Here is a 20,363-nt window from a genome sequence, read left to right as displayed (position 1 = left end):
TTTAGGACGCAGCCACTTTGCTGGTGATCTTAGCGAACGCGTTTTTGTTCAGGAAGCCCCAGCCAATGTAGGCCTCAGCGCGCAGAACAATCTGATTCGACTGTTTCAGGTCACCCTGACCATCCGGATCGCCATACGGGATAATTTCAGTCTTGACTGAATCGGTGTAGCCCCAGCGGAATGCGTTCTGGAAGTCTCCCACATAGCACTCTGGATTCACGGCGTTGGCCGTTGTAGAAGCATTGTAGGAAACGGTGCTGTTTACATCCACGGTCATTCCATTAAAGGAATCGGGGCGGCTGCCAAACGCAAACTCCGGATACAGAACAACATTGGACGAAGATGTCTGCTTAAGTTTGCCCATGTTGGCGGCAAACTTCGGGGACATCGCCATGCCCGTTACTTCACAATCCAGAAGCTGGACGGCATCAACAGCAGACTGCAGGTCGTTAGCTGCATTAGTCGTTCCTGTAATTACGGAAGCCGTTGGAACCGCGCTGTCCAGGCAGTTGGCCCCGATGGCGGTAGAAGCCGTTTTCGTTCCCGGGTCAATGCCATGCATTGCCGAAATGTCCAGTGCGCGCGCCATTTTTTTGGCAAAGCCATCAATAAAGGCTTCAAGATACGGCAGCTGTTTTTCCTCAGCCATGTTGACGAACTCTTCTGTAAGGCGGTGCTGATAAACGAATTTCAGCGGCTTAATCGATACTTTGTCAAAAGCCGCATTGCCTGCCGGTTTGTTGGTGCCTTCTGCCACGATTGAGGCTTCTCCGTCCATAGAGAAGACAAAGCTGTCTGTTCCAGAGAACGGGATGGGCTTCTGCGCGCTCAGTTTGGCCAGGGCAGAGTGCCCCTGAACTTTATTAAAAAGCTCGTTCGTCTGATCCGAGTTAAAAAGCGATCCTGATGTTGTATGTACTACAGTTGTTTCTCCTGCCATAGTTTCTAATCTCCTTTAAGCATTGATTGAAGCGACTTAGCCAGGCTTGGCGCGGACGCGTTTTCCTTCGTGCTTCGGTGCGGATAAGGCTTTTTCGTAAGAGCAGAAATCTTTTCCGCTTTCTGTCTCCATTCTTTCTCGTCCTCGCCCGTCATGAACTCGATGGTTTCCGGATCCAGACCATATTCGGCGGCCAAGCGCGTTTTTACCGAGTCGGACTCGTATGTGGCTACCTTCGCCTGCAGTTCGCTGATTCTGCTGTCTTTTTCGCTAGCCGATCCGGTCAGAGCGGTGATTTTTGTCTCATACTCTTTGACCTTCTCGTCATAAGCTGAGGCCTTCGTCTTGAAGTCCTCGTAGTCTTTGAATTCATCCCTGACCGATGCTTTTGCACGCTCAATACGCTCTTTAATAGCCGCGTCAAACGCTTCCTGCGTCTCAATCGGTGTGAATGTATTTTCTTCTGCCATAGTTCCTCCTACCGGCTGTTTCCGCCGCCGTACGCGTATTTGAGGGTTAATAGCTGATCCTTTGTTTTTTCACCTTCTTGGTTGTGCTGCATCCCCAGTAAGCAAAGATGGCACTGTCCAGCAGCGCGATATCGATATCCTCCGACTGGCTCTGATAGCCAAAGCCGCCATTGGTCCCGATTGCGCGCTTCTCGCAGTGTGTGGCCGCCTGAGCAAGAGACGGCTGGCCAGAATGCGCGACATCTCCCGCCAGTCCACGGGTAAACAGCGTATTGGCCTCGATGACCTGCGCCACCGTCGGCAGAACCGCTTTTACGGAAACCCTGCAGTCTTTCATCTCTTCAACGAAAATCGACTGGCCGTTAGCGCCGTCAATGATGACTTTTTCCACATCTGCCTGCTGCAAAAAGTCGATCAGCCATCCGTTACCCTGACTGATCGGGCGACAATCGAGTGCTTCAACGAAAATCCGGCCATCATCCGTGCGAACGGCAACGGAAAGGGCAACATTCCGGTTATCCTTGCCGTACTTGATTCCAGCAAAAAGCCGACCTGTAAAGGCCGGCAGCTTGTCGCATTTTAGATGCTCCCATTCTGGCTCTGTGATCGCGGATGACTGACTGTATGTAAGCCAGACACCAAGTCGCTGGATGTTAAAGTCGATTTCTTCCTGGCTAAGCTCTCGGCGCACATTTCGCTCCGGGAGAGTCTGGCCAAGCGACGGGTTGGTTTCATACCAGAGATCCGTCTTCGTCCTGTCCTCGGCAATCTGTTCGATGGACCACTCGGCCCACATGGAATCTTCTGCCGATCCGGACAGACAAGCGTCTCTGTACTGTACAAAAACCGTCCCCTTTGAACTCTGCGTCGGGGGTGTTCCAAGCATGATCGCCTGCGGATTCTGACTGGACGAAATGGTGTACTCCAGTGCCGATCTGTGCGTATCGGTGTACTCCTGAGCCTCATCGACTACAAGCAGATCAAAGCCAAGGCCAAGACCGCCTACCTTCGTTCGGGTGCGGTACTTGATCACGCCTTTGGTTTCAATCATGGTAATACGCTCATTTCCAAGAGCGCTGTTTTTTATGTAGTCCTTCTTCTCCTCGTACCCCATGGCGTTCAGCAGATCCACCAGAGACTCAAACGATGCGTGAGACGTTGAGTTTTCATGAGCGGTATGCAAGATCTGTTCTCCTTTATGGAGCCCCCAGATTTCCCGCATATAGACATCTTCGGTCTTTCCGTTCCGTCGAGGAATCGAATAACCTACTGTCATATGCGTCCAGCACCCGTCATCATTGACCGCCATGATGTCTTTTAGCAGAAGGCTCTGCCACTCCATGGCGGTGCGCCCCGTCTGGCTGTAAAGTGCTACAGCTTCGTCCGAAAGCGATTTTTTGTAAGGCAAAACAAAGGATTTTGTAGGAGTCTGGCGGCCAATTCGTTTCTTTTCAGCTGCCATAAGACCTCCTCGAACCTTTTAACGCCGTGTCCAGGGCGATTATTGTTTAATCGGTGGCGGCCACAGCGGGATTTGAACCAGCATCTCCCTGATTAGCTATCAGGCGCTCTCCCATTTGAGCTAACAGGCCGCCATATGGCGCCGGAAGCAGGATTTGAACCTGCGGATCTGTAAAGATCTTCCGCTTTCAAGGCGGATGCTTTCAGCCGCTCAGCCATTCCGGCATATAAAAAGCGAGCAGTCAGTTTGCTCGCCCAATCATCAGTTGTACATGTTGGGGATACGTTTTCTCAATCCCCTGAATCCCTGACAGGAAGAAGTTCAGATAATCCTCTTCCTGTTTGCCGATCTGATCCGCATCCAGAATCAGCCTGGCTAACCCGTCTTCCTCCTGGACTGCAGCTTTCTCTTTAAGCAGGCTCTTGAGTGTCTCGTAGAGAACGGAAACAGCAGCGCAAACGATGTCAAATCCAGCAGGTGCATAGCCAGCGTGGCCTTTAATCTGAATGTCTGTCTTCAGATCTGTGTCAATTGTGATCATTGTTAGAGCTCTCTTTGGCAGCCTGGCGGAGCACTTCAGCGTGCATACAGTCAATTCTGATCCGTTCTTCAGCTTCCTCGGTCAATCCGCAGGCAAATTCAAAGAGAAGGAATGCGTAGATCAGAACGATCAGTAGGAAGAGCAAGAATTCAGTCATTGCATTCCTCCAAAAGAAAAGAGCCGGTTAGGGGTCTACGTAATCGGCTCTCCTTTTTTCCATGCTTCGCGCGCTTCGCTGAGACTCATATGATTGGCGCCGCCACGAGTATCTGGCTTCCATAATTGCACTGGATCATTTTCCCAATTACAAATGGAGCAAATCGAATACTTATCAACATATTCTTCGCCACAAACTGGGCACTTAATCGGTTTCTGCTGAGTAGTAAACAATGTCCGGTCTCTCAATTTCGTCATACCAATAGTCTATACCTCTGTCTGGTTTGAAATAAGTGGTTAAATTGCCGTTTTCGTCGATAGTTGAAAATTCGTTTGTCGAAAATTTATATCGCGCGACCGAGTAATCTTCTCGTTCAAGTTCCTCTACATCATCTGATAAATCCAAATCCCACAGTTCATTCGCCTTCTTTGAATATTCTGCAAGGGTTTTGGCTCCGACATCTTCGCCATGGTTTTCAAAATGTTCGCTAGCCCCTGAGAACCACGAGCGTTCTCCCGATTTTGCGCTGTTAAAATTGTCGCGTTTGTTGATGTCTTTTTGAGATTCCTTCCAAAGCTTCGACCAAACATCCTGACGTTTTCCATCTCCTGGCCAATACTCAACTTCACATCGGCAATTTTCATGGCGTTTAAAAACGTCATTGGGAACGTCTTTCGGATAGTTATATCTACCGGCCAAATTCCGGCACCAGTTACAGCATTTACCAGCTGTTACTCTGGATATTTGGGGATTCAACCCAGATCTGGAATGGAAGTCTGCCTGGGCTCTGATATGGTCATCTACAACCCCAAGGCTATTCGTTACAATCGGTTCATCCAAAACCCACTTTTGTTTTTCGAACACATCATCTGAAACCTTTTTTGCGAGCCCATGCGCTTTATCAGCGTTGAATTCAGTTGGCTGCGACTTGATTCTGATTCTAGAGGCTTCGTTCACTGCCTCTGTGACTTTTGAGCAAAACCCATCAACTAACTGCTGAACTTTTTTCATAAGTTCAGGAATAATCCTGTCGGAAATATTGAGATACATTACTCCATTCGGTAACACTTCAGCTGACAAGTTGTTCTGGAGAGCTTGAGAAGCCAGCTCCCCGACTCTTTCCGCAAATTCGTATCCCATCGAATACTTAACATTGCCGTCATTCAAACGGTTTTGTAGATCGTTCAGTTTCTGGTCGGACCTAACAAAACTGTTAAAGTCATTCATGATTTTATTTTTCAGATCCGGAACGATATCACTCATCACATAACCTTCACTTTCCGAAATGGCAGATCTGAAGTCTTAAATCGGCGCCAGTACTTCTTGTTCGCCTGAAAAACGGATCCGATATTCTCCAGATCTCTGTCTCTTCCGCGAATCAGGATGTTTGTTTTTGCCTGGTGCTTACTCGTGTCGATCAGAACAAAGTCTTTTTCAACATCTTTGAACGCCCGCAGTTCCTCTCTTGTCGGATAGCAGGTGATATGAAAAACGTCCCCTTTTTTCAGGAGACGTTTTGTTAATTTGATCTGATCTCTCTTCGTCGATCCGTCGGGCAGATCATCAAAATCTGTAACCAGCCGGCTCTGTTTCTTCGCCCAGGTAGTTTTTCCGGCTCCGATCAGTCCACAGACAAAAATCGCTTTATTCATAGGTCATCCTCTTCGGGTATCTCCATTTCTGAAGGATCAATTCCCGTCAGATCGGTCAGGTTATCTTTGTTGAAATAACCAGGAACTGCCTGATTGATCTTGATGGCTCCATCCCCGATTCCGGAAAGTGCAGCCGCATCCGGTTTGAATGCCGGTCTCCATACCGGTTCTGTCAGATAGAACTGTCGTCGCTGATATGGAAAGTTATCTCTCAGACAAGCGGCGATATAGCCGACATTCAGGAAGCAGGAGCCGAATACTCGCTGCGCTTTTTCAGCGAGCACCCTCAAGGATTCATGACTTGCCTTGATGGCTTCTGCACTCGACGGGTTGTCAGAGACAAAGCCAAGATCATCCATGGTCAGACCGGATTCACCAGCAAACAGCGCGGCAAAGGTCCGGATCTGATCCATATGCGGCTGCATCGACTGCTGAGTGAACTGTCCAACCGTCGGTCGGTCTCCGTCTTCGTCTTTGGAAATTTCCATCAGAGATGAAATCGTCGACTTCCACTTATCCAGCGCTTCAGCATCCGGATCTGTACCAAGGACATACTTCTGAGGAACGCTGTAAAACTCTGCAGCGACTTCAGAACGTTTGGTCGTGCGAACAGCTGAATTGACCAGGCTCATCATTGCTCTGCTGATCCGTGAGTGACCGAATGGCCGCTTTGCATCAGGACGATACAAAATGGGCACGAGAAGAGGCGCTGGCGCTTGATTTGCCACCGAGTAAGGTTCTTGCCCCTTTTCGTAAAAAGTCGTTCTGCCAGTCTCAAAATAGGCTTCACGAACAGGCGCATCGTTTTTGTCTCGTTCGAGAATTGCATACCCTTCTTTTAGAAGATTCGTAACCGGATCAATAATCCCGGTTGCGTTCATTCCGTCGATGACTTCAACTCGTGGAAATCCCGTTTCATCTTCGGAAATATAAACGAAGCTGCAGCCATTGATCAGTGCCGAAAGAATCGCAGAATCAAAGAAGATGTCCCAGTTGTTCATCCTGAAGATCGTTTCAAGATTGAAGTTATCGTTTTTCCATCCTTTGACTTGCAGACGATCCGCCAGCGAATCAACGGCTTTCGAACACCACCCAAGCACCGGACGTAAATTCCAGGCCTTCAGTTCCGCTGTAGAGAAAAGGTCCTGCGGATGGCTCTTCATTTCGTAGTGCCGATATCTGAGTTCTGATCGGGTGCGCTTATTGGCAAGCAGCTGTTTGAGATAGGACAGGTTATCAGCCATTTTTCAGATCTCCTCTCTGTAAAAGGCCCAACCGCGAGAGAATTTGTACAGTGCGGCGGGGGAAGTACGGCCGCCCGAGGGGGAGGGGGTCATAACCCCTCTTAAAACTAATTCGTATCAAGTTATACAATTGAATAAATCAGTTTGTTTTATGATTGGATAAATCTCTATGATCTATACTTTTTCCAGTCAATTGACCAAGGACGAAACCGCCCACGTCTTTGATGGCGCTTTGATCGTCTTTATTTTTGGCCTTGTATTCGGCCACCGTTTCCGCCGTGCGTTTAGTCTGGGAAAGTTTGGCCATCAGATCCGGCCAGGTTATTTTCTTGTATGTGTAAGTCAGGTCAGATCTGTGCTTACAGACAGAAATGGATAGCTTTCTGTCCTGCATAGTGCCACCCCTTTCTAGTCAGACCAGTCAGTCATGGCGTACCGGTAGAACTCCGTCATGATCTTCAAGGCCACTTCCGCGTCCTTCGTTGGCATTTTCGGTTTCAGGTATTTGATACATTCGCGCAGATCTCCGTCCTTCGGAAAGTTCGGATCCGCCAGCGCGTCATTGATGATGTCGCCAATGACACAGTTGTCATAAATGTCTGGCATGACGCCTTCGTGATACAGGCGCACCCAGCGATAGAAAGACACGTACTTTTTCATTTCCGGAACTTCCCCTGTGATGTCTTCGCATCCTGCAATTCTCATGTTCAATTCCTTTCTAGTCCTTCTGGTAGTAGGCCGCCGTGAATCCGGCTGCCGTCAGTTCCAGACCTTCCGCCCACGGGATCGGTCTGGCCATGATGCCTTCCAAGTGGTGAAGCCAGTGCTTCTGATCCGCCGCTGGCACTTCAACCACCACTTCATCATGGATGTGCATGACCGGCAAAAGATCTTCTACGGCCATCCGGTCAATGGCAATGGCCAGACAGTCCCTGGCAATCGCCTGGATAATGTTTTCCGTGAGTTTTCCGCCCCAAGTGAAGACGGGTTCCCACTTATGCGTTGTCTGGTTCAGACCATCAAACGTGAAGCGCTGGCCGCGTCCGGGTTCTTCCGTGAATCTTGGATGCTGATAGATCAGGCACCTGCCGGAAGGCAGTTTGACTTCCAGCGCTTCGTCATGGATCCGGAACGTGATGCCCTTTGGCCCCTGCATCGTCCGGCCTTTCATGGCGCCTTCAGCCATCCGGTCAAAGGTCTTCCACAGCTGGCAGATCTTAGGGGATGACTGCCGCCACTTGGCTATGATGTCCGTCATATCAGTTTCCGTCAGACCCATCTTGTCAGCGCCAAAAGCTTTCAATGCGGCCACGCCGCCGCCGTATCCGCAGGCCAGTTCTGCCACTTTGCCTTTCTTCCGCAGATCCGCATTGACTCCGTGTTTTTCCACCGGGACGCCAAACATCTGACTGGCACTTTGGCAGTAGATGTCTTTCCCGTTGTGGAAGACGTCCAGGCGCCACTTTTCGTCCGCCAGCCATGCAATCACCCTGGCTTCAATGGCTGAATAGTCAGCCACCGCAAATGCGCAGCCATCTTTTGGAATGATCGCTGTGCGGATCAGCGTGCTGAATACGTCATTGATGGACGGGTAACACAGTTCCAGCAGATCCCAATCACCGGCCTTGACCAGCGCCCGTGCTTCGTCAAAGTCATCAAAGCTGTTCCGCGGAAGGTTCTGCGGCTGGATCAGACGGCCAGCCCATCGGCCCGTTCTGGATCCATAGAACTGCAGGATCCCGTGAACGCGTCCGTCTTCACAGACGGCATTTTCAAACACGTTGTACTTCTTGCAGGATATTTTTCCGATTTCCTGCCGGCATTCCAGGACACGTCTTACTGCCGGATCCCTTTGGTTCCGGATCAGATCATCCAGAACGCCCTTGGTCAGGCTTGCCAGACCCTGACCGGTTCGTTCCTTGATCCAGCCCTTCAGCTGGACAACACTGCTGATATTGATTCCAGACAGATCCGCCGCTTCGTCTTTGGTCTTCTGGTTATGCACTTCGGAATAGTCCAGAATTGACCGGACCATGTCCATGACAATCCGGACACCCTGATCATTGATTTTCTGGTCAATCCAATACCTGAAAAGTTCTTCATTCGGCATGATATAAAGGGCGCATAAAGATTTTTCAATCTCCATTTCCGTGACCACGTCCTGGCGGTTGTACTCAATGAACTCCGCCCACTTTTCAGGATCGTCATCAGGCCGGTTTCTGGTCCTGCCGCCATTGGCTTTGGTTGCCTTGCATGGCTGGCAGAAGTACCGGATCAGCGCCTGACCAGTGGCCAGTTTCTTTTTGTCTTCTGATAGACCAAGGGCTTCACCTACCTGCTTCAGGCTGGAAGGAAGCCCGCACATGGAACTGTGAACCATGGTGCAGTACCATCCAGCGTCAGGCGGCAGATACCAGCTGGTTTCCATGTCGCCTGGACAGTAGACATTCCGAAGATAGGCAGATAAGCAAATTCGCTCAAACTGTGCATTGTGTGCCTTTTTGCATACGGTTGGATCATCCAGATCTGCCACGATTTCAGGCGGCAGTTCCATCTTTGTCAGATCCAGCACAGTCACCGGATCGTCATCATAGGCATAGGCGAAAAGCAGGATCTGGAAGTCACTGCTTTCCGCGTATTTGTAGACGCCGGCTTTGGCCAGGTCTACGGATGAATAGGTTTCAATATCAATGTGCAGCGTTCTTCTGAAGTTCAGCTGCTTAGTCATACATGCTGTCTCCGTCAATGACTCCAAACATGTCATCAGCTGTCATTCTTGGCGCGCCAAACGGATCCGCGTCTTTGACCTTCTGGACCCCGTTCAGCTGAAGGCCAATTCCTTTGTATGTCTTGCTGTAGGCGTAGACTGTGACATTCACGTTGCAGACCACACCGCCATAGATTTCATTGTCATCTTCATAGATCGGCTGGTTGTGACCGTCTACCACCACAGGCCGGTTGCCGTTTTTAGGTGTAGCCACCACGGCATTCAGGAACCGGTCATCTTCAAATTTTTCCGGATCTTCTTCACAGTCAGTGACAATTCCCTTGGTGCCTGCCGCCGGCTTGAACCAGGGCGTCAGCTGTGACTTGGTCAGCTTCTTGCTGTCCACTGCCGCTTTGCAGACTTTGTCATACTCTGCTTTCAGGGCTTTGTAGTTGGGACTGTCTTTTTCGATGATCACGGATGTCTGATACTTCTGTTCTTCCCCGTTGAACTCCGCTTTGTGGAAAAGGGAAGGATAGGACAGGCTAACGTTCTTCAGTGTTACTGGCATTTTATTTCTCGCTTTCTTTAGTTGTTCCAAACATTTCTTCAGGCGTCTGATCCACCCATTCAGGGCGCTTGTCAGATTCCGGTACAAGGACCGGTTTGCCTTTCGGCTTTTCCAGATAATCTTTGTAGTCTGTGGCAAAGGTCTTTTTGCCAACCAGCTTTTCCAGGTTGGTCAGCGTCTGCAGTTCCAGCGGCTTCCAGATCAGATCCGGACCATACCCGGCTTCCTGAAGCCTGCAGGCCAGTTCACCCGGATCTTTGACCTTCCGGACAGATCTGCCTTCCACAAGCTTGTAGCCTGGTACCTTTTCACCGGATCTAGCCCTTTCCAGTGCGTAGTCCTGCAGGCCCTTGGCCCACTTGATCGCATCGTCCAGTTGCGGCAAATAGGCAGCCACTTCTTCCAGCGTCATGAACATCTTGTCTGGCTGGTCCTTGATGACTTCAAACATTTCCTGCGCCCGTGTCCTGCAGACATCCCGGCATCTGCAGAACGTACACCATTCACCGCTGTGCGCTTCTTCGCATCCGTCAAAAGCCTTTTTGGCTGTTGGCTTGACCGTTTCACCCCACGCAAGCAGATCTTCAACGCTGATTTCTTCCGTGCTGATGTGATCCAGGCGCGGCTGGTAGATGTGCGTCTTGACCTTGCTGAATTCGTAGATCGGCCAGAATAGGGCAACTGCACCCAAGGCATACAGGCGCATCTGTGGATTCTCTGGCGCGTCCACTTTGACGCCTTTGCCATACTTCAGATCCACGATATGAAGACAGTCTGTGCTGACAATGCAGGCGTCACTGGTTCCGAATCCTTCCGGGATCCAGTCGGACAGATCCAGCTGAACTTCAATGTTCAGTTCTGGATCCGCACCTTCTTCTTTCAACTGGTTGACCAGTTCAATGACATAGTCCCGGTAGCCGTCAGTGGCTTCCTGCATGACTTCGTCATCATGCTTGAAGCGCTGGCGCCTGCCGTTCTTCTTCCATGCACACAGCTTCTTTTCAGCCAGGGCGTGTGCTTCTGTCCCTTCGGCTGCCGCAGGGCTGGATCTGTCAGGGAAGTGGCTTTCACGTTCCACTGAAGCTGGACAGTGAAGCCACCTGTGACTTCCAGACGCTGTGACTTTGGCGTGAACTTCTGGCATTACTCTTTCCCCTGTGAAGCTTCATCAATCATCTGCGCGGCCAGGATCCGCTGATCCGCAGACAGATCTGACAGCTTGGCCACCCCGATCTTGGCCAGAATCAACTTCATGGCGTCATTTCCGTGTGCCTTTCCAAAGGCAATGGCTTTGGCCCGCATTTCCTTCACGTCAATCTGGACGGCTGGCGCTTTGGCTGCTTCTTCCTTCTTGGCTTTTTTCTGCGCTTCGTGTTCCGCAATGATCTGGTTGGCGTTGGCTTCTGCCGCTTTCTGTGCCTGATCGGCAAAGGCACGGCCCTTTTCCACTTCGTCTTCCCACGGCATCGTGTCCGGCTCGATCGTTGCCGTGATTACCTTGCCAGCGAGGCCGGCTTCAATATCAGCCTGGCTAATATACTGGCCGATGAGCTTTCCAAGATTTCTGGAGAACTCAAGCGCACTGTCATCAGCGCTGATCACAATTTTCAGTTCCATCTCTTTCTTCCCCTTTCTCTTCTTCAAAAATCTCTCTCTTCAATTCGTTAAGCATATGTTCCAACCGCTTGGATGCGTTCTCGATCCGGCCGACGATTCGGTCAATGTCCACTTCATCCGGATAGATCTTTCCTTCTTCAACTGCGATATCGAAGTATCCCATTCTGATCTCAATGGCAAAAAGCGCCTGATCATGGATGAAGCTTGCTGTATCCAAAGCGATTTCGTAATGGTGCAGTGTGTCTTTATTCATCGTTTTCCTTTCGTTAAAATAGAGTTGTTTCTTTTTGTAAGCCGCTTTGCCGAGCGGCCTTGGTCCTTCTGATTGCCGTCAGAAGGGCTTTTTTTCATCGGTCACCACCGGTCTTTTCCGTCATGTCACTGAGCACCATCGATCCGATGTAGCTGGATACGGCAATCGCGAACGTAGCCATGAAAAGCCAGATGTTGCATGGCTCGCCAGAGATCCGCTCTCCGTCGATCAGACCGGCCATTGACAGGGCCGACAGGGCGAAGATTGCGCCGAGGAAGTGGGCGGCTCTGGTCAGTGCTTTTGTTCTGTCAGTTCTGCGTCGCATGAGTGTCTCCTACAAGTCGGTTAATGAAGTACTGCTGGCCCTTGCCAGTGACCTTCGTTGTCTTGTTGATGCTGACGTGTCCGTCGTTGTGATGGATTGCGGTTTCTTTGATTTCGAAGAGACCAGCTTCCATGGCTCTCTGCGTCGGGCTGTTCCAGTCAGCGCCTTTACGCTTGATCAGATAGCCGTTGTCTCTCATCCAGGCAAAGAGTCTGCGCTGTCCCATATCAACGCCATTCTGCTTGATGATTTTGGCCAGATCACCGATCAGGATGCTTGTGTGGCTGGCCGCCACTGCGTCGGCGAAGAGTGCTTTTGGCTGCATCTCTGCATTGGCCGCTTCAAGGCGCTTTTACTTCTTTAGCTGTCATCTGTTTCCTCCTATGTATGTTGCTATTACATATTAACCATAATTTTTCTTACATGCAAGAACGTAATGCATGTAGATGTAAGATTTTTTTACATTCAAAATCAGAGAGCGTATAATATATGCGAAAGGAGGGAATAATGAACGAACGCATTAAAGCTCTTAGAAAAGAGCTAGGGTTAACACAAGATCAGCTTGCTGATGAACTTGCAATCACTCGCCAGACGCTCTATACATGGGAAAGCGGATTAAGAACTCCACCGAAAAAAATGCTTTCTGCCATATGCCAGCGATTCGGTGTTTCTCTTAGCTGGCTAGAGACAGGTGAAGGTGAAATGTTCACAACCCTACCCGAACACATGCTTGAGAACTTAGCTGCGACATACCATCTTGATCAAATGGACATGAAAATCATCAGAGACTTCATGGAACTGCCAGCTGAGGAAAGACAAGTGATCAAAAAGTTTTTACAAGGCCTTGTAAAAGAAAAAGAGGAAGCCTAAGCTTCCTCCTTTTCTTTTGCGTAGTTTTGAACTCGAAACCAATCAATATATTCAATAACCTTTTTCAGCTGCTCAACTGATAAATCTTTTAAACACATTATTACTTTGATGACTAATTTCTCGCGCAATTTTTGAGCATCCTTATCTTTCATATGCGTATTGTAACACTTAGCGCATAGAATCAAACAGTAGAATGTAACAAAAATTTACATATAATATAGAGTGTAGAAAAAAGCTCACCAGCGCTATTGCACGTGACGATGGTGAGCTACCTAATGAAAGGCGTGATTATTATATCAACCAAAATGAACGCAGTCCTGTATCTTCGATATTCATCGAACAACCAGACTGAGCAAAGCATCGAGGGACAGAGAACTGTCTGTCAGGCTTTTGCAGAGCGGAACGGCATTCTCATTGTAGATGAGTATGTAGATCGAGCCGCCAGCGCCAGTCATGACACCCAGAAGCGGAAGAACTTTCTGCAGATGGTTGCTGACGCTGATCGGGAATCTTTTCAGGCGGTTATCGTCTACAAGCTGGATCGGTTCGCCCGTGATCGATACGATTTTGCAAACTACAAAGCCAAGCTGAAAAAGCACGGTATCAGGGTACTGTCTGCCACTGAAGCTATTTCAGATAACCCTGAATCCATCATCATGGAATCTCTGCTCGAAGGAATGGCCGAGTATTACAGCCGCGAGCTGTCTCAGAAAGTACAGCGCGGCATGGATGAATCAGCCCGTAAACGACAGTGTCTAGGCGGTGCGGTTCCTCTGGGGATTAAGATTGAAAACAAGAAATACGTTCCCGATCCAGACACGCGTCACATCATCGAGGAGATGTATTCCGATTATCTGAGAGGAATGACTTTACGGGAAATCGCCACTAAGCTCAATAATCGCGGAATTCGCAACATCGGCGGTAAGCCGTTCAGGGCCGGATCCGTAAGCCGGATCCTGAAAAACAAGAAGTACTGCGGTATCTATGAACACAAAGAGATCTTCGATCCGGATGCGATTGAACCGATCGTTGATATGGAGACATGGCAGGCAGTACAGGAGAAACTGAAGATGAATCAATCCACTATGAGAAAACGTCCAAAGAAAGATGCACCTGAGTTTTTACTGAAAGGAAAAGTGTTCTGCGGTCATTGTGGCTATGCAATGACTCCAGACAGCGGAACAAGCCGCAGAGGTAAGGTCTACCGCTACTATTCATGCAATGGTAAGAAACAGCTTCATAACTGCGATAAGAAAAACGAGAGAAAAGAGCTGCTGGAAGAACTGGTTATCAACGATGCAGTCAGCATGCTGACTGATGAGTACATTGATAAAATTGCTCGATTCGTGGTCAGTGAATACGAAAAGTCAGATATTCATGCGGCAACTGAGCACGCTAAAAAGCAGATTCAGGAGTCTGACAGAAAGATTAACAATCTGGTCGATGCAATCGCGAACGGGTTAATGTCTGATGCGATTGTCTCCAGGCTGAAAGAAGCAGAAGAGGAAAAAGCAAATCTTCAAAACTATCTGTCTCAGATCGAGGCGAGCAGCTACGCTATTTCTTACGAAAAAGTTGTCTACTATCTTGAGAAAATGCGCGGTGCTCTTGAACCAGTCGACTTCCAGAAAGTTCTTCTCGATGCGTTTGTTGAACGGGTTGAAGTGTTCGACGATGAAAATGATGGAAATGGCGGCTATATCCGAATTTCATACAGACTCTCCGACGAGCCAGCCAGAACGGTTCAGTTTATGTCGCAGTGCCCCCACCATTTCATATACAACAAATCGGCCTTCCTGAATCAGGAAGGTCTTTTTGTATTCTTGCCTCTTTACGGATCGCTTTACAGTCAGCCTCCAGCAGCGATCCGTTTTCTTTTTGTCTGAGGCAAAGTCAGTGTTCGAACCTTTCAGAATCGGATCGGTCCTTATTTCAGATTGTAGGAAGCGTTCAGAACGGACGTGGAATACAGAAACAGCACATCCTGTCTGGAAAAATCGATCATAGACTTCAGACGGAACGAGGGCAGGTTGCGCAAATCGATAATTGTCGTCCGACTGTAGCCGGTAGCCAGCAGCGGTGCCATGGAGCTGCCGTACGAATCCGCAAACAGAACCAGCTGCCGATCCTTCGGGCCATCCGGATTTTCAATCTCGATCATTCCCGCCGATCCGGAAAGAAATACGGAATACGGATCTTCGCCTTCTGCTTTTGTCCGATCGTACAAAGTCCCCTGCCGCTTTCCTTTTTCATCATAGCGCCAGATTGTCCAGCCGCTCATCGAAGGCGACTTTAAAACCTTCAGCGTATCCCCCTTGTGCGGCCATACACTCTGGAGGCCCTGCTGCGCAGTGAAATTTTCACGAATGGTCTCTTCTGTAAAATCCTCCGCCAGTTTTACGCCCATAGCCGTAGCGATCGTTCTGGCCTGTTCCAGAATGGCTTCCTGTCTCCAGTGCGGGTCGGTGGCGTAGTAATCGTCCAGAGAAAGCGTTGAAGCGATCGGGATCTCGCTGGCGAAAGAGAACACGGACTGTGCCTGGGCCAGGTACGCTTCGTAGTCCATATTCAGATACTCCCCTGTTTTCAAAAAGTATGACTTGTCCGGAACGATCGAATCGTACAGAGCGCACTGAGTATCTTTCAGATCGGTTTCGTAAATCGAAGAAAAAACATCTCTGGCATGATCCAGCGATTTTTTATCGATTTTTCGCTGAACGGAAAGAATCTTTCCCTCTTTGGCAATCAGGCCGTTCTGCTCTTTCGATCCGTAAAGACCGCTGGCCATCCAAGCGTTCACTCGCAGCAGTTCTTCCCGTCCAAACACGTGATCGGTTGTATAACGTTCGAGCGCATTGCCCCCGCTGCCATCCAGAACGTTCTCAACATCCATTTTTGGCAAGGAAGCAAGTTTTCGCCGTTCCGTCGGCGAGTACGTCTGCGCAAAGCCAGTATCACCGATCAGTGAAGCGATACAGAAAAAGGAAAGAATGCCAAGCACAATCGGCATGCCGGGATGAACCGACCGTTTCCGATTTTTCTCTGGATTCGATTTTTCATTTCTCGAAAACTTCATAGACAGCTCTCCTTTCCCGGACTAATTACAGCCCTATAAAAACACAATATGAAACAAACCATCCGCCAGATGAAACAAACCATCCGCCAGAACCGTTTTGCGGACGACAATCCATCTCCATCCTGTTTTTCAGTGAGCAGCTGGCGCACCCCTTCTCATAACCCAGATCCAGATGGAATGTCGCATGCCATCTTCCCTTTCCCAACAGAAAATTCTGAAATGGAAAATTCTAGAACTGAAAATACAGGAACGGATTCCATGTGCCGGCAGAAAGCGAAGCCAGACAGAAGATCAGTCCGAAAGCGACCGCACACCAGCAGAGAATCTGCACGATACGGTACGGCTGGTACTTTACAAAAAGCCGATGCGGCAAAGACGTGGCACCGATCAGCGCCGCCGCCATCAGTAAACACGCGTTTTGAAAAACATAGCCGGTCTGCGCGGTCCATACTGGAAGGCCGCCAGCGCCAAACATCGCCTGGATCTGCGAAGCAAAATCAAAAAGCGTCGGCGCATAAAAGAGCAAAAACGAAATCAGAATTCCCAGGCGGCAAAGCAGCCCGTAAGACCAGGTGTGCAATACGGATTCGGGCAGCAGGAACTTTTCCAGACTGATCCACACCCAGAAAAACAGTCCCCACAAAATGAAGTTCCAGGCCGCTCCGTGCCAGAGACCGGTAAACATCCAGACGACAAACAAATTGAAAAACTGTCTGCCCTTCCCCTTTCGGCTTCCGCCCAGCGGAATGTACACATAATCGCGAAACCAGGCCGTCAGAGACATATGCCAGCGGCGCCAGAATTCAGAAATGGTACCGGCCTGAAACGGATAGCGAAAGTTTTCAGGCAGATGAAACCCCATCATGGCCCCCAGACCGATCGCCATGTCGCTGTAGCCGGAAAAATCGTAATAAATCAGCAGCGAGACAGCGAACGCGTTCAGCCAGAACAAGGCGATGGCTGGTTCGGCCTGTGTGACAATAAACTGATTGAGTGCTGAGAGCGGATTGGCGATCAGCACTTTTTTCGAAAGGCCGCAGACAAAGCGCCGGGCCCCATCCGACTGTTTTTTTGCATCTATTCTTCGAGTTTCCAGCTCGCCTTCGATCTGGCTGTAGCGAACGATCGGACCGGCAATCAGCTGAAAGAACATGCAGACGTATAATGCAAAGCGCAAAAAGGAATGCTGGGCGGGGGCTTTATGGGTGTAGACATCCGCCAGATAGGAAATCACCTGGAAGGTATAAAAACTGATTCCAGCCGGCAGCGCGATTCCCTTTAAGACCAGATCCAGACCAGTCAGCGCGGAAAGCTGCCGGGAAAAGAACATCGCGTACTTAAACCAGAACAGAAGCGCTCCGGAAAGAACAATTCCGACAATCAAAGCCGCCCGGCGAACGGATGGAGACCCGTTTTCCATAAACCGGCCGCACGCATAGCCGATCAGACAGTCCGCTCCAATTAAAAGCAGCCACCAGGGAGAAGACCAGCCGTAAAAAATAAGGCTTGCCGCAAGCAGAACAAAATTGCGGAAAGCCTTAGGCACGCAAAAATAGACCAGAAAGGTCAGCGGCAAAAACCAGACAAGAAACAAAATTGAACTGAACAGCATGCCGCTCTCCTTTCCTGACGGACGAATTGGATCCTGCAAACTCTGCTGCAGAAATCCAGTCCATGCGATCTGTTAGTGAGGGGATCCGAATCGAAGCCTTCAGCTCGATCCTTTGATCCGCCCGCAAGGTTTGTATACGAAAGCCGGCCGTTCAAGCCAGGGCCCAGACGGTCGGTACATCTCTTTTCCTTTTCAGCAAGTGCAGGCTTTCTATTCCTGTTCTGGAATCGTTACGCTTCTTTCGAAAATTGCACTGCAAAAATCCGGATTACTCAAAATTGGCTTTGGTGATCATCGCATCCGGCAAAACGGAGCGAAGCGCCTGAACAAACGGATCGACCTGATCGGTGTAGCCGTAGACGACCACAAGGAACTGTCCCTTCGTCACAATCGCGTATTCTTCCGGGAACGTACACATCCACTGCGTATCGAGCAACGTGGTCTGCACCTGATCACGCAGCTCTTCCATGGAAGCTTCTTTTTTCAGCTGCCAGCAGGATGCAGTGAAGGCGTTGGCCATCATGGAATTCATCATCGCCGAAGCGTCTTGCGACTGTTCAACCAAAGTGGCCGGAACGTTGAAGGCGACTGCCAGACTGTCCGGTTCATCCAGAGAAATGGCCATCGGCATGCCTTCCGTTACCTCTTCGCCATAGCCGCCAAAGACGGACGGCTTGGTTTCTTCTTCCTGCGCATTCCACGCAGCTTCCATTACTTCCTGCGCATCCGCATAGGAAACGCTCTGCGAATCCGAAGCGCTGCCGCTGTTATTCGAGGACGTGCAGCCCGCAAAGCCAAGGCCCATGCACAGGCATGCAAAACTTAAAACAAATGATTTGAGTATTTTCATAATAGCTCCTTTTAAAAAGTCCTTTTCTAATTTCTTTTTATTGAACCTGTTCCATCATACAGGACACTCTGCCTGATCGCTTTCGTTCCGTTTTGTCTCGAATTGTTTTTGAAAGCGAAAGAAAAGCTGATCGGTCAGAGATCAGCTTTATTATACCGGGGTCAAAAGCCCCTCCGGTTTGGTCTGACCGGCTGAACGCGCCGGACAGATTTTGGATTTATCGATAAATATGAGCCGTAATGCCATGCGATTTGAACAGTCTGTTTCGTAAATAGAAATAGCTCAGAAACAAAGCCATGACCGTCCAGACAAACGGTTCCACCGCGCAGATTCCGTAGTAGCCCGTAAACGGAACGACCAGGAAGGTGAAGAGCATTTTCCCCGCCAGTTCGATGACCGAAGAAAGAATCGGAATCAGCGTCATGGACATGCTTTGAAGCGAAGTGCGCAAATTGAGCAGGATCGCAAGAATGAAGAAAAACGGAATATTGGTATTGAGATACAGGCTGCCAATATCGAGAACGGCCGGATCCGTACTGCCGCTGATCGCCTGAACCAGGGTTCTGGAGCTCAGAAAGATCAGAACGGTAAGCGTAATTCCGTAGTACAGACCGAGTCGATTGGAAAACGCGATTCCCTGTTCCGCCCGTTCGTACTCGCCGGCACCGACATTTTGCGCGGCAAACGAGGACAGAGCCATCATGAGAGAGGAAACCGGCAGGTTCAGAATCGAAATCAGCTTTCGGGCGGCCGTATGACCGGCAATGATCTGCGTACCCATCGGGTTGATTCCCGTCTGCAAAATGAGCGTACCGCAGGAGACAATCGAAGACATGAGCGCCATGGAAAAGCCCATTTTCAGCAGATTGGAAAGCATGGACGAGCGGAAGCGGAAATCCGAAAAATGCACAGACAGATCCGGCTTTTTCCAGATCACCCAGATCACGCAGAGAATGAGCGAAATCAGCTGGGCGCAAAGCGTAGCCCAGGCTGTACCGGCGACACCCATATGAAACTGGACGATAAACTGGAAATCGAGCGCGATATTGATGACCGAGGAAATCAGCAAAATGACTAACGGTGTTTTCGAATCCCCTGCCGCCCGCAAAAAGGCAGCCGCCAGGTTGTAAAGCATCGTGATGATCAGTCCCAAAGTGATTACCGAAATGTACTTTCTGGCCTGATCAAACAGTTCAGGCGGCGTCTGTAAAAGACGAAGGACAGACTCCATCCCAAACAGAAAGAGGATCGAAATCGTCATGGAAACCAGGATCGAGAGCACAATCGACAGAGCGAGAGCTCGACGAAATCCCTTCAGATCGCCGGCTCCGAATTTCTGTGCCCCAATAATGGCAAGGCCCTGACTGAATCCGGTACAGAACCCGACAATCAATTCAAACAGCGCAGCAACCGAACCGACCGCGGCCAGCGATGTACTGCCCAGCGTATAGCCGATAATGACCGTATCGGCCGTGTTATACAGCGTCTGAAACAGCTGCGAAAGAAACAGCGGAAGCGCGAAAAAAATCAAGGCTTTTTTCAGCGGCCCGCACGTAAGTTCACCATTCATGAAAACCTCCAAACCAGACAGCCGGATTGAACGGCTGCTTCCAGATCCGGTGAGCCATTTATTTTCCTTCGGCGTTTTCCCTCGGGAAAAAACGTGTAACCAGGAAAAGGCTCTTCAAGAATCTGCGACTTTTAAAGTTAGCGCGATTCGAATCCTTATTCTATGGATATTTTCATGGATTTCATTGCGTAGATTGCGAACATGTACCTTTAGCGAAACCTTTTTTCAATGGGAGCGCTTTTCTTTTTCAACAGCCTGAAAGGTACCGGAAGAATGAGCCAGCCGTTTTGGCCTTTGGACTGTTCCGAGCCACAGGCTTTCTTTCAGCGCCGTTAAAGTCGAAAGAATCTCATATTGTATATACTTGTATATACTTTTTTAGACATCCAATTGCAATGCTGTTCACTTAAGCTTCACAAGTGAGCAGTGCCTTGCCTTTCTAGTTT

Annotated in this window: 24 protein-coding genes, 1 tRNA gene and 1 pseudogene; 2 read left to right on the top strand and 24 right to left on the bottom strand. The window is 49.5% G+C overall.

Annotated features, from left to right (window positions below):
* Position 1 precedes the first annotated feature (1 nt).
* The 19 genes and pseudogenes from Q2J39_RS02125 to Q2J39_RS02040 all read right to left on the bottom strand — a co-directional run.
* Complete coding sequence (locus Q2J39_RS02125; RefSeq protein WP_288339029.1) at positions 2-940, bottom strand: phage major capsid protein; 939 nt, start codon at positions 938-940, stop codon at positions 2-4.
* A gap of 5 nt (positions 941-945) precedes the next feature.
* The gene (locus tag Q2J39_RS02120) at positions 946-1,410 is read right to left on the bottom strand and encodes a hypothetical protein (RefSeq protein ID WP_288339030.1); all 465 of its coding nucleotides are present in this window, start codon (positions 1,408-1,410) and stop codon (positions 946-948) included.
* A 46-nt stretch (positions 1,411-1,456) separates the two neighbouring features.
* Positions 1,457-2,872, bottom strand: a complete 1,416-nt coding sequence (locus Q2J39_RS02115) for a terminase (protein WP_288339031.1) — start codon at positions 2,870-2,872, stop codon at positions 1,457-1,459.
* A 136-nt stretch (positions 2,873-3,008) separates the two neighbouring features.
* Positions 3,009-3,096 (bottom strand) — tRNA-Ser (locus Q2J39_RS02110).
* 17 nt (positions 3,097-3,113) lie between these two features.
* Entirely contained in the window at positions 3,114-3,413 is a 300-nt protein-coding gene (locus tag Q2J39_RS02105) for a ribosomal-processing cysteine protease Prp (protein WP_288339032.1), read from the bottom strand.
* Entirely contained in the window at positions 3,400-3,570 is a 171-nt protein-coding gene (locus tag Q2J39_RS02100; RefSeq protein WP_288339033.1) for a hypothetical protein, read from the bottom strand. The genes Q2J39_RS02105 and Q2J39_RS02100 overlap by 14 nt, the downstream gene beginning before the upstream one ends.
* A 35-nt stretch (positions 3,571-3,605) precedes the next feature.
* Positions 3,606-3,827 (bottom strand): CPCC family cysteine-rich protein, encoded by a 222-nt coding sequence (locus Q2J39_RS10770; RefSeq protein ID WP_353887460.1) that lies wholly within the window; start codon positions 3,825-3,827, stop codon positions 3,606-3,608.
* Positions 3,775-4,833: a hypothetical protein gene (locus Q2J39_RS02095; protein WP_288339034.1), complete on the bottom strand. Its 1,059-nt coding sequence runs from the start codon at positions 4,831-4,833 to the stop codon at positions 3,775-3,777. Before Q2J39_RS02095 ends, Q2J39_RS10770 begins: the two co-directional genes overlap by 53 nt.
* Positions 4,833-5,222 carry a hypothetical protein gene (locus Q2J39_RS02090; protein ID WP_288339035.1) on the bottom strand — a complete coding sequence of 130 codons (390 nt, stop codon included), beginning with the start codon at positions 5,220-5,222 and terminating at the stop codon, positions 4,833-4,835. The genes Q2J39_RS02095 and Q2J39_RS02090 overlap by 1 nt, the downstream gene beginning before the upstream one ends.
* On the bottom strand, positions 5,219-6,466 hold the full coding sequence (locus tag Q2J39_RS02085) for a phage portal protein (RefSeq protein WP_288339036.1): 1,248 nt from the start codon (positions 6,464-6,466) through the stop codon (positions 5,219-5,221). The genes Q2J39_RS02090 and Q2J39_RS02085 overlap by 4 nt, the downstream gene beginning before the upstream one ends.
* A gap of 139 nt (positions 6,467-6,605) precedes the next feature.
* Positions 6,606-6,773, bottom strand: coding sequence for a hypothetical protein (locus tag Q2J39_RS02080; protein ID WP_288339037.1), 168 nt, complete (start codon positions 6,771-6,773; stop codon positions 6,606-6,608).
* A gap of 101 nt (positions 6,774-6,874) precedes the next feature.
* Complete coding sequence (locus Q2J39_RS02075; RefSeq protein ID WP_288339038.1) at positions 6,875-7,171, bottom strand: hypothetical protein; 297 nt, start codon at positions 7,169-7,171, stop codon at positions 6,875-6,877.
* Between the two features lie 13 nt (positions 7,172-7,184).
* A complete protein-coding gene (locus tag Q2J39_RS02070; protein WP_288339039.1) occupies positions 7,185-9,194 on the bottom strand; it encodes a DNA polymerase in 2,010 nt (669 codons plus the stop codon).
* Positions 9,187-9,744, bottom strand: coding sequence for an ssDNA-binding protein (locus Q2J39_RS02065; RefSeq protein WP_288339040.1), 558 nt, complete (start codon positions 9,742-9,744; stop codon positions 9,187-9,189). The genes Q2J39_RS02070 and Q2J39_RS02065 overlap by 8 nt, the downstream gene beginning before the upstream one ends.
* 1 nt (position 9,745) lies before the next feature.
* A complete protein-coding gene (locus Q2J39_RS02060; protein WP_288339041.1) occupies positions 9,746-10,888 on the bottom strand; it encodes a DUF2800 domain-containing protein in 1,143 nt (380 codons plus the stop codon).
* Positions 10,888-11,361, bottom strand: a complete 474-nt coding sequence (locus Q2J39_RS02055; RefSeq protein WP_288339042.1) for a hypothetical protein — start codon at positions 11,359-11,361, stop codon at positions 10,888-10,890. Before Q2J39_RS02055 ends, Q2J39_RS02060 begins: the two co-directional genes overlap by 1 nt.
* Positions 11,333-11,614, bottom strand: coding sequence for a hypothetical protein (locus Q2J39_RS02050; protein WP_288339043.1), 282 nt, complete (start codon positions 11,612-11,614; stop codon positions 11,333-11,335). Before Q2J39_RS02050 ends, Q2J39_RS02055 begins: the two co-directional genes overlap by 29 nt.
* 94 nt (positions 11,615-11,708) lie before the next feature.
* Complete coding sequence (locus Q2J39_RS02045; RefSeq protein ID WP_288339044.1) at positions 11,709-11,939, bottom strand: hypothetical protein; 231 nt, start codon at positions 11,937-11,939, stop codon at positions 11,709-11,711.
* Positions 11,923-12,270 (bottom strand): annotated as a pseudogene (locus Q2J39_RS02040) (phage antirepressor KilAC domain-containing protein); the annotation flags it as partial. The pseudogene Q2J39_RS02040 and the gene Q2J39_RS02045, both read right to left, overlap by 17 nt.
* A gap of 176 nt (positions 12,271-12,446) precedes the next feature.
* On the opposite strand from Q2J39_RS02040, the gene Q2J39_RS02035 reads away from it, so the two are divergent.
* Positions 12,447-12,809, top strand: coding sequence for a helix-turn-helix transcriptional regulator (locus Q2J39_RS02035; RefSeq protein WP_230268067.1), 363 nt, complete (start codon positions 12,447-12,449; stop codon positions 12,807-12,809).
* Here the strand turns inward: Q2J39_RS02035 and Q2J39_RS02030 are convergent.
* Positions 12,806-12,961: a hypothetical protein gene (locus Q2J39_RS02030; protein WP_288339045.1), complete on the bottom strand. Its 156-nt coding sequence runs from the start codon at positions 12,959-12,961 to the stop codon at positions 12,806-12,808. The genes Q2J39_RS02035 and Q2J39_RS02030 overlap by 4 nt on opposite strands.
* A 102-nt stretch (positions 12,962-13,063) precedes the next feature.
* Here Q2J39_RS02030 and Q2J39_RS02025 point away from each other — a divergent pair, with 102 nt between their 5' ends.
* Entirely contained in the window at positions 13,064-14,695 is a 1,632-nt protein-coding gene (locus Q2J39_RS02025; protein WP_288820527.1) for a recombinase family protein, read from the top strand.
* 41 nt (positions 14,696-14,736) lie between these two features.
* Here the strand turns inward: Q2J39_RS02025 and Q2J39_RS02020 are convergent, their stop codons facing one another.
* The 4 genes from Q2J39_RS02020 to Q2J39_RS02005 form a co-directional block, all read right to left on the bottom strand.
* Positions 14,737-15,885 (bottom strand): hypothetical protein, encoded by a 1,149-nt coding sequence (locus tag Q2J39_RS02020; protein ID WP_288339047.1) that lies wholly within the window; start codon positions 15,883-15,885, stop codon positions 14,737-14,739.
* Positions 15,886-16,114: 229 nt separating this feature from the next.
* Complete coding sequence (locus tag Q2J39_RS02015; RefSeq protein ID WP_288339048.1) at positions 16,115-17,497, bottom strand: MBOAT family protein; 1,383 nt, start codon at positions 17,495-17,497, stop codon at positions 16,115-16,117.
* 268 nt (positions 17,498-17,765) lie between these two features.
* Positions 17,766-18,347 (bottom strand): hypothetical protein, encoded by a 582-nt coding sequence (locus Q2J39_RS02010; RefSeq protein ID WP_230268062.1) that lies wholly within the window; start codon positions 18,345-18,347, stop codon positions 17,766-17,768.
* Between the two features lie 217 nt (positions 18,348-18,564).
* Positions 18,565-19,917 carry an MATE family efflux transporter gene (locus Q2J39_RS02005; protein ID WP_288339049.1) on the bottom strand — a complete coding sequence of 451 codons (1,353 nt, stop codon included), beginning with the start codon at positions 19,915-19,917 and terminating at the stop codon, positions 18,565-18,567.
* Between the last annotated feature and the right edge of the window lie 446 nt (positions 19,918-20,363).

This window comes from uncultured Allobaculum sp. (assembly GCF_948576815.1).
GTDB lineage: Bacteria > Bacillota_I > Bacilli_A > Erysipelotrichales > Erysipelotrichaceae > Allobaculum > Allobaculum fili.
Note: the sequence above shows the minus strand (reverse complement) of the source record. Positions and strands in the feature narration are given on the sequence as shown.